This is a genomic window from Mesorhizobium sp. L2C066B000, from assembly GCF_000502335.1.
In the GTDB taxonomy this organism is placed as follows: Bacteria; Pseudomonadota; Alphaproteobacteria; order Rhizobiales; family Rhizobiaceae; genus Mesorhizobium.
Window position 1 is genome coordinate 1,717,312 of record NZ_AYWZ01000001.1, and the last position, 12,541, is coordinate 1,729,852.

At 62.8% G+C, this 12,541-nt stretch carries 11 protein-coding genes; 10 read left to right on the forward strand and 1 reads right to left on the reverse strand.

From position 1 onward, the window contains the following. Positions 1-74 precede the first annotated feature (74 nt). Positions 75-2,129 (reverse strand): DNA topoisomerase IV subunit B, encoded by a 2,055-nt coding sequence (gene parE / locus X733_RS158015; protein WP_023691142.1) that lies wholly within the window; start codon positions 2,127-2,129, stop codon positions 75-77. 258 nt (positions 2,130-2,387) lie between these two features. On the opposite strand from parE, the gene cpaB reads away from it, so the two are divergent. The 10 genes from cpaB (at position 2,388) to X733_RS157970 (ending at position 12,534) form a co-directional block, all read left to right on the forward strand. Beyond that, the gene (gene cpaB, locus X733_RS158010; RefSeq protein WP_023681601.1) at positions 2,388-3,293 is read left to right on the forward strand and encodes a Flp pilus assembly protein CpaB; all 906 of its coding nucleotides are present in this window, start codon (positions 2,388-2,390) and stop codon (positions 3,291-3,293) included. Between the two features lie 78 nt (positions 3,294-3,371). Further along, on the forward strand, positions 3,372-4,772 hold the full coding sequence (locus X733_RS158005; protein WP_031193121.1) for a type II and III secretion system protein family protein: 1,401 nt from the start codon (positions 3,372-3,374) through the stop codon (positions 4,770-4,772). A 4-nt stretch (positions 4,773-4,776) separates the two neighbouring features. Then, positions 4,777-5,043, forward strand: a complete 267-nt coding sequence (locus X733_RS158000) for a hypothetical protein (RefSeq protein WP_023681598.1) — start codon at positions 4,777-4,779, stop codon at positions 5,041-5,043. A gap of 44 nt (positions 5,044-5,087) precedes the next feature. Next, on the forward strand, positions 5,088-6,302 hold the full coding sequence (locus tag X733_RS157995; RefSeq protein ID WP_023681597.1) for a response regulator/pilus assembly protein: 1,215 nt from the start codon (positions 5,088-5,090) through the stop codon (positions 6,300-6,302). Next, positions 6,299-7,720: a CpaF family protein gene (locus tag X733_RS157990; RefSeq protein WP_023667600.1), complete on the forward strand. Its 1,422-nt coding sequence runs from the start codon at positions 6,299-6,301 to the stop codon at positions 7,718-7,720. The genes X733_RS157995 and X733_RS157990 overlap by 4 nt, the downstream gene beginning before the upstream one ends. A 4-nt stretch (positions 7,721-7,724) precedes the next feature. Then, on the forward strand, positions 7,725-8,690 hold the full coding sequence (locus tag X733_RS157985; RefSeq protein WP_023681596.1) for a type II secretion system F family protein: 966 nt from the start codon (positions 7,725-7,727) through the stop codon (positions 8,688-8,690). Position 8,691: 1 nt separating this feature from the next. Next, the gene (locus X733_RS157980; RefSeq protein ID WP_023681595.1) at positions 8,692-9,657 is read left to right on the forward strand and encodes a type II secretion system F family protein; all 966 of its coding nucleotides are present in this window, start codon (positions 8,692-8,694) and stop codon (positions 9,655-9,657) included. A gap of 131 nt (positions 9,658-9,788) precedes the next feature. Continuing rightward, positions 9,789-10,619 carry a hypothetical protein gene (locus X733_RS0134220; RefSeq protein WP_031193122.1) on the forward strand — a complete coding sequence of 277 codons (831 nt, stop codon included), beginning with the start codon at positions 9,789-9,791 and terminating at the stop codon, positions 10,617-10,619. A gap of 132 nt (positions 10,620-10,751) precedes the next feature. After that, positions 10,752-11,222, forward strand: coding sequence for a hypothetical protein (locus X733_RS157975; protein ID WP_023681594.1), 471 nt, complete (start codon positions 10,752-10,754; stop codon positions 11,220-11,222). 142 nt (positions 11,223-11,364) lie between these two features. Next, positions 11,365-12,534 carry a GGDEF domain-containing protein gene (locus tag X733_RS157970; protein ID WP_023681593.1) on the forward strand — a complete coding sequence of 390 codons (1,170 nt, stop codon included), beginning with the start codon at positions 11,365-11,367 and terminating at the stop codon, positions 12,532-12,534. Positions 12,535-12,541 lie beyond the last annotated feature (7 nt).

Genomic DNA, 12,541 nt, shown 5'->3' on the forward strand with positions numbered 1-12,541 from the left:
CTAGAGCAATTCCAGGAAAAGTTTGAAACGGTTTTCCGCCCGGAACTGCGTCAAAACGAAGAGTCGGCCGGCGCTCAGATATCCAGCACTTCCGTCGCGGCGAATTCGGCGCGTTCCTGGATGAAGCGGAAGCGGGCTTCCGGCTTGGTGCCCATCAGCGCGTCGACAGCATCCTTGGTCGCCGCCACGGCGTCGATGACATCGACCCGGAGCAGCGTGCGCTTCCTCGGGTCCATGGTGGTTTCCTTGAGCTGCGCGGCCATCATCTCGCCCAAGCCCTTGAAACGGCCGATCTCGACTTTGGCGCGGCCGGTGAATTCGGTGCGCAACAGCTCGTCCTTGTGCGCATCGTCCCTGGCATAGGCAACCTTGCCGCCTTGCCGGATCGAATAGAGCGGCGGCACCGCCAGATAGAGATGGCCGCCATTCACCAGGTTCGGCATTTCCTGGTAGAAGAAGGTGATCAGCAGCGAGGCTATGTGAGCGCCGTCGACGTCGGCGTCGGTCATGATGATCACGCGGTCGTAGCGCAAATCCTCGTCGCGGTATTTCGAGCGCGTGCCGCAACCGAGCGCCTGAATCAGGTCCGAAATCTGCTGGTTGGCGGCTAGCTTGTCGTTGCCGGCGCTGGCGACGTTGAGGATTTTTCCGCGCAGCGGCAGCACCGCCTGGCTGGCGCGGTCGCGCGCCTGCTTGGCCGAGCCGCCGGCCGAGTCGCCTTCGACGATGAACAGTTCGGCGCCCGCGGCGGCATTCTGCGTGCAGTCGGCGAGCTTGCCGGGAAGGCGCAGCTTGCGCACCGCGCTCTTGCGCGACACTTCCTTTTCCTGGCGCCGGCGCACCCGCTCGTCGGCGCGCGCAATCACCCATTCCAGCAGCTTGGAGGCTTCCTGCGGATTGTCGGCCAGCCAGTGGTCGAAGGGATCGCGGATGGCGGTCTCGACAATGCGAATGGCTTCGATCGTTGCCAGCCTGTCCTTGGTCTGGCCGACGAATTCCGGCTCGCGAATAAACACCGACAGCATGCCTGCCGCCGAGATCATCACGTCTTCGGAGGTGACGATCGAGGCGCGCTTGTTGCCGACCAGGTCGGCATAGGCGCGAAGCCCGCGCGTCAGCACATTGCGAAAGCCGGCCTCATGCGTGCCGCCCTCGCCAGTCGGGATGGTGTTGCAGTAGGAGTTGACGAAGCCGTCACCGCCGAACCAGGTCACCGCCCATTCCAGCGAGCCGTGGCCGCCCTGCTTCTCGCTCTTGCCGGCGAAGATTTCGCGGGTCACCTGGAAATCATCGCCGAGCGATGCCTTGAGATAGTCCTTCAAGCCGCCGGGGAAATGGAACTCCGCCTTGGCCGGCGTCTGGTCCTTTTCCTTGATCAGCGATGGGTCGCAGCTCCAGCGGATCTCGACGCCGCCGAACAGATAGGCTTTCGAGCGGGTCATGCGATAGAGCCGTGCCGGCTCGAAGGCGGCGCCCTTGCCGAAAATCTGCTCGTCGGGATGGAAGCGGATTTTGGTGCCGCGCCGGTTGTGCACTTCGCCGAGCTGCTCCAGCCCGCTCACCGGAACGCCGCGCGAGAACCTTTGGCGGTAAAGCTGGCGACCGCGCGCGACCTCGACTTCGAGATGGTCCGACAGCGCATTGACGACCGAGACGCCGACACCGTGCAGACCGCCGGAGGTCTCATAAACCTTGCTATCGAACTTGCCGCCCGAATGCAGCGTCGTCATAATGACTTCGAGCGCCGGCTTCTTGAATTTCGGATGCGGATCGACCGGAATGCCGCGGCCATTGTCGGTGACGGTCAGAAACCCGTCGGCCGACAGCTCGACATCGATGAAAGTGGCATGGCCGGCGACCGCCTCGTCCATCGAATTATCGATGACCTCGGCAAACAGATGGTGCATCGCCTTGTCGTCGGTGCCGCCAATATACATGCCGGGACGGCGCCGCACCGGCTCCAGCCCCTCCAGCACCTCGATGTCGGCGGCGCTATAGCCCTCGCTGCCGTCCTTGGTCGCGGCAGGACGCTTCGTGGCCTGCACCAGCGGGTCGGCCGGGCGCGAAGGTGTCCGAGCCGGTTGGGGCTGCTTTTCCAGATTGCCGAAAAGATCGTTGTTGTCGTCCATGCCTGCCATAGAATCCGGTGCCGCGAATCACCCGTCGATACTGCCACGCTTTTCGGCGCCAAGCGACGGAAGTTCCTGTTACGTTCGGGGATTTAACCCCTTCTTATCCTAAAACCTTTCGATAACCAAGCCGGCGGAAATAGGTCCGTGCGGAGCCGCTGGGATTCCTGAATCTTTAACAAAGCGGCCTAGCGTCGCCCCAACAAAACAAAAGACCACGAGAGTCAGGGGTTGGTTGTGAGGGGCAAGGCCATAACGATGATTGGCATCGCTGCCGTCTTCGGCGCGATTTCAATCTTTGCCGCGGATTTCTGGGTGAAAAGCCAGGCCAAGGCCGATGCCGAAGAGAAAACGGCGTCGATCCCGGCGCCCGCCGTCCCCAAGGTTGTCTTCAAGACCATCGTGGTGGCCAACGCGCCGCTGCGTTACGGCATGGAGCTTGACCGGGCGCAGCTCAGCGAAATCCCATGGTCCGAGGATTCGGTGCCGCAGGGCGCGTTCACCACAGTCAATGCATTGCTCGCCGAAGGCAGCCGCGTGGTATTGTCGCCGATCGAGATCAACGAGCCGGTGCTGATCAGCAAATTGTCGGGGCCGAACGGCCGCGCGACGCTGTCCAACATGATGACGCCCGGCATGCGGGCGGTGACAATCCGCACCGACGAGATCGCCGGTGTCGGCGGCTTCGTCATGCCGGGCGACCGGGTCGACGTGGTGCTGACACGCGATGCGGGCGAAATCCAGGAAGTGGCCAAGAACGCGCAGGGCGCTGCCGGATCGACCGTTACCTCCGAGATCGTCGTCTCCGACGCCAAGGTGCTGACCGTGGGGCAGGGCGCCGACGAGCGCCAGACCACACCGCAGATCGCCAATTCCGTGACCATCGAGGTGACGACCGAAGGCGCGCAGAAAGTGGCGCTTGCCCGCACCGTCGGCACCTTGTCGCTGTCGCTCCGCTCGGCCGCCGACGGTGGTGCCGCCAAGGACGGTGTCACCACCATCTCGTCCTTCGGCGGATCGGTCGCCTCCGGCGTCCAGGCCGCTGCCGGCGCGCTGTTCACTGCCGCGACCAAGGAGCCTGAGAAGCCGAAATTCAAGACGATCATCGTGACGCGCGGCACGCAGGTCGAAGAATACCAGGTTCCTGCGCGGGACCAGCAATAACTGCCGGTGGGAACCGGGCGAAGGACGGGACAGATGTCGGGACTTCATGCATTTCAGACGACGAAAGGGCTGCGCCCAATGCGGGCGCTTGCGGTGGGGGCTTGCCTTGCCGCGGCCGTAATGCTCGGCCTCAGCGCGCCAGCCAAGGCCGACAACGATATAGTCCATGTCTCGTCGACAACGAATGCGTCGATCAAGGTGGCCAAGGGCAAGCCGAAGACGGTCATGACCAATGCCGCCTTCTACCAGATCGTCATCGGCGATCCGGAGATCGCCAACGTCAATCCGCTGACCGACAAATCCTTCTATGTGCTGGGCAACAATCTCGGCACCACCGGCATCGCGCTGTTCGACGAGAACAAGCAGCTGGTCGGCACCGTAGACATCGAGGTGACGCTGGACACCGACCAGCTGGCCAGCACCATTCGCGCCAGCGTGCCGGACGCCAAGATCAAGGTCGGCTCGGCCAATGGCCGCGTCGTGCTGTCGGGCGAGGCCGATGACGCGGTCGCCGCCGAGAAGGCAAGCAAGATCGCCAGCCGCTTCTCCGGCAATGAGGAAGTGATCAATTCGGTCAACATCTCGTCCTCGCAGCAGGTTCAGCTCAACGTCCGCTTCGTCGAGATCAATCGCCAGGCCGGACAGGATCTCGGCGCCAAATACAGCGCCAATTTTGCTTACGGCATTGGCGGGCGCGACGTCACCATCGAGCCGGGCTCGGTGCCGGGAGCCGGCAATGGCGAGATCATCGGCCGGCTGCTGTCCAACGGCCTGTCGATCGACGTCGCCATCAAGGCGCTGGAAGAACGTGGCCTTGCCCGGCGGCTGGCAGAGCCGAACCTGATCGCCCGCTCGGGCCAGACGGCAAGCTTCCTCGCCGGCGGCGAGTTCCCGATCCCGGTCTCCGAGGACAATGGCAAGATTTCCGTCAGCTACAAGAAATACGGCGTCAGCCTCGACTTCACGCCGACGGTTCTCAAGGACGGGCTGGTCAGCCTTGACATCGCGCCGGAAGTGTCCTCGATCGATGCTTCGGCCTCCTACAATATCGGCAATATCTCGGTGCCGGGCTTTATCGTGCGCCGCGCCAGGACATCGGTCGACCTGAAGAACGGCCAGAGCTTCATGATCGCCGGCCTGCTGCAGTCACAGAACGACATCACCACGTCGCGTCTTCCCGGCCTCGGCAAGCTGCCGGTGCTCGGCTCGCTGTTCTCCTCCAAATCATATCAGCGGCGCGAGACCGATCTGGTGATCATCGTCACCCCCTATCTGGTCAAGCCGGTCGATCCGTCGAAGAAGCTGCTCGAGCCGACCGACGGCACGCAGCCGGCCAGCAATGTCGACTATTTCCTAAACAACACCGAGGAAGTGAAATCGTCCGACGCCAATCGTGCAGTGGCAATGGCCAGCGGCAGTACGGCACAGCCGGCCGCGGTCACCACCGTCGGGCATTTCCTCGACCTGCCGAAGGATTGAAGCCATGCGCGTGGAACCATGCATCGCCCTGCTGCTCGCCGGCCTCGCCAGCGGCTGCACCAGCGACGACTATATCCGCTCCGAGGGACCGACGATGGCGGCCGGCAACGCACAGGCCGCCAATACGGCCATGCAGATGGTCGATCCCTGGAAATACGGCGTCCAGAACACCAGGCTGCTGGTGCCGGCGCAGCGCAGTGAGGCGGCGGTCAACGCCGCCGACCAGGCTGCTGCCGCCAAGGCAGTGCAACCGACAGCGACAACCGATTGATTTGCCCGGTGATTTGACCGGGAATGACCTGACAGGCTGACAAAATGGCAAGCGGCATAAAGACCAAGAAAATCCTGCTGGTGTCCAGCGACCGGACCTTTGTGCAGGATACGCGCACCGCGTTCGCGGCTTCGGAGGTGATCCAGCTTTCTACCGTTGAGAAGAACATTACCGAACTGCGCGGCGAGGTCCAGGAAGCCGATTTCGGCGCGCTCATCGTCGACATGGATGCGGCAAAGCTGGAAGAGATCGAGTCGCTGCAGCGCATCATGCGCCGGCTTGAAGGCCGCGTTCCGGTGGTCGTCGTCACCCAGGAATTCAACGCAGCCGCGGTGCGTATCCTGGTGCAGCTCCAGGTCGCCGATTTCCTGGTCAAGCCGATCACCACCGCCGATCTGGTGCGGTCGGTCGTGCGCGCGCTGCAAGGGCCGGGGCGCGAGGAAAACACCGAGTCGCAGATCTATACCTTCATGCCGGCCGCCGGCGGCGTCGGCACCACGACGCTGGCGCTGCAGACCGCCTTCCAGCTGCATCATTCGGTGACGCGCGGCGCGTCGACCTGCGTGGTCGACCTCAACTTCCAGCAAGGCGCCTGCGCCGAATATCTCGACCTTGAGCCGCGCTTCGACATCACCGAAATCGAGAACCAGCCCGAGCGCCTCGACCGTCAGCTGCTGGACGTGATGCTGTCCAAGCATGCGAGCGGGCTCTGCGTGCTGGCGGCGCCAACGCATCCGTCGGAAATGCGCTCGTTCAAGACCGATGTCGTGGTGCGAATGCTCGATCTCGTCTCGGCCTATTTCGACAACGTCGTCATCGACATGCCGCGCACCTGGTTTCCGTGGACGGAGACGGTGCTGCTCGGCTCCAACAAGCTCTACATCGTCGCTGAAATGACGGTGCCATGCCTGCGCCATACGCAGCGGCTGATCCAGGCGGTCTACGAGACGGCAGGCAAGGAAGTGAAGCCGAACGTGATCGTCAACCGTTTCGAGCAGAAGATGTTCGACAACGGCATCAAGCAGGCGGATGTCCAGGAAATCCTGGGCGAGCATTTCGTCGGCGGCATCTCCAACAATTACCGGCTTGTGCGTGAAGCGGTCGACCGCGGCGTGCCGCTGCATGAGATCGACCCGAACGCCAATGTCGTCAACGATCTGAAGAGGATCATCCTGCCGGAAGAAGCCGTGGTGACGCCGGAGAAATCGCGCTCGCTGTTCGGCATCGGCAGGGGCCTCCTGAAGAGGAAAGCCGGATGACCAGCCGCTTCTCGACCCTGCAGAACCGTGACGTCCGCGCGCTGAAACCGGCCGAGGCGGCGCCGGTCGCGCATCACGCCGTGGTCATCCCGACGAACCGCAAGGCCTTGCCGCCGAAGCCGGAGACAACACCGGGAAAAAGCGCCAACAAGGTGCTCGATGCCCGCGTGCGCATCCACCGGCTGCTGCTCGAGGAAATCAACCTGGTCGCGCTGGAGCGCCTGCCCAAGGATGAGATGCGCCGGCAGGTGCAGGAGTTCGTGTCGGAAAAGACCCGCCAGGAGCGTATGGCGATCAACACCGTCGAACTTGAAGCGCTGGTCGATGACATCGTCGATGAGATGGTCGGCCTCGGCCCGCTGGAACCGCTGCTCAAGGACCCCGACATCAACGACATCCTGATCAACGGCCACCAGAACTGCTTCGTCGAAAAACGGGGCAAGCTGCAGCAGGTCCATATCCCGTTCAAGGACGAGGCGCATCTGTTGCGCATCGTCAACAAGATCGTCGCCGCCGTCGGCCGCCGGGTCGACGAATCGCAACCGATGGTCGATGCCCGCATGCTCGACGGCTCGCGCTTCAACGCCGCCATTCGCCCGGTCGCCGTCGACGGGCCGCTGGTGTCGATCCGCAAGTTTTCAAAGAACAAGCTCGGCCTGCACAAGCTGGTCGAGTTCGGCGCCATCACCCAGAATATGGCCGAGGTGCTGGCGGCGGCAGTCCACGCCCGCAAGACGACCATCATCTCGGGCGGCACCGGCACCGGCAAGACGACGATGCTCAACGCATTGTCAGCCTTCATTCCGGAAGACGAACGGTTGATCACCATCGAGGACGCGGCCGAACTGCAGCTGCAGCAGCCGCATGTCGCGCGCATGGAAACGCGCCCCGCCAACATCGAAGGTCATGGCGAGCTGAAGCAGCGCGACCTGGTCAAGAACGCGCTGCGCATGCGCCCTGACCGCGTCATCCTCGGCGAGTGCCGCGGCGAGGAGGCCTTCGACATGCTGCAGGCGATGAACACCGGCCATGAAGGCTCGATGGCGACCATCCACGCCAACACGCCGCGCGACGCCATTTCGCGCCTCGAGCAGATGCTGGGCATGACCGGCATGCCGATGACGGTGCAGTCGATCCGCAGCCAGATCGCCAGCGCGCTCGACCTTATCGTCCAGCTGACGCGACTGTCGGACGGCAAGCGCAAGGTGACCAGCGTCGCCGAGGTGACCGGCATGGAAGGGGACGTCATCCAGATGCAGGAGATATTCCGCTTCGTGCGCACTGGCATGGAGGCCGACGGCAAGATCCTCGGTCACTACGAGGCGACCGGCATTCGCCCGCGTTTCCTCGAGGACCTGCGCAATATGGGCATTGAATTCCCCGGCAAATATTTCGAACCCGGCCGGCCGCAGGAGTAGCCGGGTGTTCGAGAATTTCAGCCCGATCTATGTCGTTTATGCCGCGGCAGCGCTGACCGGCATCATGATCGCCGAAGGCTGCTATCTGCTCTATGCCGGCCGCAGCGACAAGCGCCTGGCCATCAACCGGCGCATGAAGCTGCAGGAAAACAAGATCAGCCAGGAACAGGTGCTGATTCAGCTGCGCAAGGAACGCGGCCTCGATTCCGGCACGTCATTCTTCTCGCCCGACCGTTTTCGCGCGCTGCGCACGCAGTCTGGCATGGTGATGCCGTTGCCGAAATTCCTGACGATGACGACGGGCGTCGCGCTCGCGATGATGCTCGTCGCGCTCTGGTACGGGCTGCCGCTGTTGCTCGCCATTTTGCTGTTTGTGGTGCTGACAGCGCTGCTGCCGGTGATTGTGCTGCGTTCCAAGCGTGCCCGGCGGGTGAAGCGTTTCGGCGTGCAGTTGCCGGAGGCGCTGGAATTGATCACGCGCGGCTTGAAGGCCGGGCATCCGGTTCCGGTGGCGATCTCGATGGTGTCGCGCGAGATGTCCGATCCGATCGGCACCGAATTCGGCGTTATCTCCGACGAGGTGACTTATGGTTCCGACCTGGTTTCTGCGCTGAATTCACTGTTCGACCGCGTCGGCCAAGAGGATCTGCCGCTGTTCGTCACCGCGGTTTCCATCCAGACGAGTTCGGGCGGCAATCTGCGCGAGATCCTCGACGGGCTGTCGACGACGATCCGCGAACGCGGCAAGCTGCGCCGCAAGGTGCGCGCCATTTCGACTGAGGGTCGTATGTCGGCCTATATCCTGACGGCGGTGCCGGCACTGCTGTTCGCCACCATCATGGTGATGATGCCGCAATTCTATCAGAGCGTCTGGGATGTACCGAAGACGTGGTATCTGCTGGGCGGTTCCGTGACATGGCTGATGCTGGGCAACATCATCATGTTCAAGATGTCGAACTTCCGGTTCTGAGATGGAGCAGATGATCCAGTTTCTTGCATCGCTGGCGCCGACGTCGCTGATGCCGGTAGCCGCGCTGCTGCTGGTGTTGGGTGGCAGCGCGGTGGCATGGCCGCTCGTGGTAGCCAAAGGCGACCGCAACGATCTCAAGCGCCGGCTCAAGATCGACGACAGCAAGACTCCCCAACAGGCCGAGGCGGCGCCGAAGAAGAACCAGAGCGTCGTGCGCGAGAAGGCGGTGAAGCGGGCGCAGGAATTCTACGCCAAGAGCGATCCGGAAAATGTCGCCCGGTTGCGTATGAAGCTGATCCAGGCGGGCTATATGGAGCCGCGCGCGATCGGCACATTCTTCCTGATCCGCTTCGCCTGCCTGGTGGGCGCAACGATCGGCGCGTTCCTGGTCAACCATTGGATGGGCAGCGCCGATTCCACCGCGACCAGCCGCTGGACCTTCATCATCCTGTCGGGAGCCGCCGGCTATTTCGTGCCCGGCCTGGTGCTCAGCCAGAAGGTGCGGGAAAAGATGCGCGAATACCGCAACGGCTTTCCCGACTTCATGGATTTGATGATCGTCTGCTCCGATGCGGGCATGAGCATGGAGGCAGGCATCGAGCGGGTCTCGAAGGAACTGGCCAAGACCTATCCGTCGCTGAGCCAAAACCTGCAGCTGGTGTCGCTGGAACTCAGGGCCGGCCGCAGCCTCGACGATGCCTTGAAGGCGCTCGCCGACCGCCTCAGCTTGGACGAGGTGCGCTCCTTCGCCACGCTTTTGCAGCAGTCGAAGGAACTCGGCACCAGCCTTGCCGGGGCGCTGCGCGTGTTCTCCGACGAAATGCGCCACAAGCGCATGTCGCTGGCCGAGGAGAAGGCACATGCCTTGCCGGCCAAGATGTCGGTGCCGGTGGTGGTGTGCATCCTGCCGGTGGTGCTGATGATCGCCGTCATCCCGATCATCGTCAAAATGACGGCGGTTCAGTAGATACCTAGGGGATTGCCCGGCGGCTTCTTGCGGTTACTCACTCCAACTACGCTTCATCTGGATGTCGAAACCCGGCCGGTTCGGTCGCTCTCCTTCGGCAAAATCCGCAAAGCAAAATGAGTGAGCCGTCCATGCGAATAGTCTTGTGCACCGCTTTCCTCGGCCTGGCCGCCACCAGTCTGTCGCCGGCCTCGGCCGCGGCCGACGATTGCGGCGATGCTGCCGCCCTGGTGCAACAGGCCTATCCCAGGGCCCAAAAGAGCGCAGACGGCGCCTCGTTCACGCTCGAACCCCATACCAGCATCGCCGTGACGCTCCCGGATACGCCGTTTGGCCTCGTCTGCAAGATATGGCCTGCCCATGACGATCTGTTGCTGGTCGCGGTGCCGCTCATCGACAGCAGCCAATCCAGCGACGACGGGCATGTCGGCGATGTCGACCTTCTGGTCGTCGACAGGAAGACCAGGCAGGTGCGCCAGCGCCTGCTCCAGCCCGGGCTGATGACCGATGATGCCATCGCCATCAACAAGGTCGAATTCGATACCGGCCGCTATGGCCTGGCGCCCGGTGTCACCGGCTTTGGCCTGCGCATCCAAATGGCGAGCCATTCGCGGCCCAATCCCTTCAGCGAAACCGACCTGCGGCTCTATGCCCTTGACGGCGGTGATCTGCGCCTGGTGCTCGACGGCATCATCGTGGCCGGTTTTGGCGGCGAAGGCGACACCAATTGCGCAGGATCCTTTCAATCCAGCCGGGTCAGCCTGGCGATGAGCCCGGCGAGACATCACGGCTATCACGACATCACAGTGTTCGAGCGGTTGGACACCGACAATCCGTCTGTCGACAAGAACGGCGAGTGCCAGTCCCATCCCGGAAGGTCCATGAAACGAACCTACCGGCTGCGCTATGACGGCAGCCGCTATCAGTTTCCGGCGGGGCTCAAGTCCATGGAGCCGGACTAGCCCTCGGCTGGTTAATGGCTGGTGTGCCCGAAACCAAATTTTAGGGGCGTTTCAGCACTGAAGTTTAATTGCCCTGTTGTAGTCTGCCTCCTGAAGAACGACCCGGTAAATCGGGCGATTGGGGCCAGGGGCATGCGTCACAGAATTTTCACGGCAATGGCCGCGCTAGCGGCCGTCTTGATGGTCAGCGGCTGTACGACTGAGAACGTCGATAAGACCAAGACCACGTCGATCCAACCGGTGGCAAAAGACGTCAGCACCTCCGACCTTGCGCAAGGCAAGGCGCAGTTCCGCGAGGCCAATTACGGCCTTGCCGAACAGCATTTCCGCAAGGCCGTGGAACTGAAGGCCGACAGTGCCGAGGGATGGATGGGGCTTGCCGCCTCCTATGACGAACTCGGCCGCTTCGACTTCGCCGACCGCGCCTACGACCAGCTTTTGAAGGTTGCCGGGCGCAAGCCGCAGATTGTCAACAATATGGGCTATTCGCAGCTGCTGCGCGGCAACAAGAAGAAGGCGAGGGCGCTGCTCATGGAAGCAAGGGCCGGAATGGCCGACCCGAGCGTGATCAACGCCAATCTGGCGCTGCTCAACAAGGGCTGAGACTCTTCGCGGGGACGGCAGTCGACGCTTTGTAAACCCTGTCGGCAGGTTGCTTTGAAAACCGGCCGAAAACGGTATCTCCGGCCGGTTGCATGCCTATGATGCGCCACAAATCGAGGATCCCAAAGGTTGCCGCTCATCCATGCTGGATTTCAGTTCGCTATTGCTGGCGGCTGCGCTGTCGGGCACATGCCTGAGCGTCACCATGTTTGTGATCTGGTTCACGGCGCCGCGTGCACGCTTCGTGCTGACGGTGGCGTGCGGCATTCTCGTCCTTGTCGCCCACGTCATCGTCTTCTGGCGCTACACGAGGGAGCCCACTCCGTTGCTTTGTCAGGCAGCGTTGGCGCTGCTCAGCCTCGGTTTCCTGGCGCTTTCACTTTCGGCCATGCAATATCTCGGTGTGCGCAACTACAGTCGCGCTGTCCTGCCGGCCCTGCTTGCGATGGCTGTCTGCGCCGGCGTGACCTATCTCGGTTTCGATGGTGTCGGCTTCATCCTCACCTATACGACGGTAACAGTGCTGCTCGCCTCGATCGGGGTGATGTTCTGGATCAAGGGCGGTCAGGATCGCGGCATTCTGCTGGTCGTTTCGGCGCTAAGCGGCGTCTGCGGCGTATCCTTCGGGCTCTGCGGCGCCGTGCTTCTGGTTAAGGGCCAGTGGGTGCTCGGCGTCGCACCCGACAATTGGGCCGAGCGGTTGAATTCGGTCGTGGCGGTCGCCTGCATGACGGCTCTCGGCGCGCTGACGCTGTCGCTGCATCATCTTCAGGCACAGATCGAACTGAAGGCCGAGACTCTGACCGACCCGTTGACCGGGCTGATGAACCGGCGTGCCTTGAACTCGCTCTATGGCGAGCGCGTCTTCGGTCCGTTCATGTCGATCGCCATGTTCGACCTCGATCATTTCAAACGGACCAACGATGTCTACGGCCATCCGGTCGGCGACCGGGTCCTGTGCCGCTTCGCGGCAATCATCAAGAAATATGATCGGGTTGGCGTCGACGCCTTTCGGCTGGGCGGCGAGGAGTTCGCGCTGGTCATGTCGCGGATGCCGCAAGACAAGGCCCATGACCTCGCCAGCAAGATCGGCGTCGCTTTCGGCACGGAAGTGGTGCCGACGCCGCGCGGGCCGTTGCGCAGCAGCGTCAGCGGCGGCATCGGCTTTGGCAAGGAAGACGGCAGCAGCCTCGAGGACGTCCTGGCCGAGGCCGACAAAGCGCTTTACGCGGCCAAGCACGCGGGGCGGAACCGCGTGCTTGTGCTGAACCGGGTAAGCAAGGCCGATGGGCCGGCCTTGCGTTCAGCCTGACAGGCCA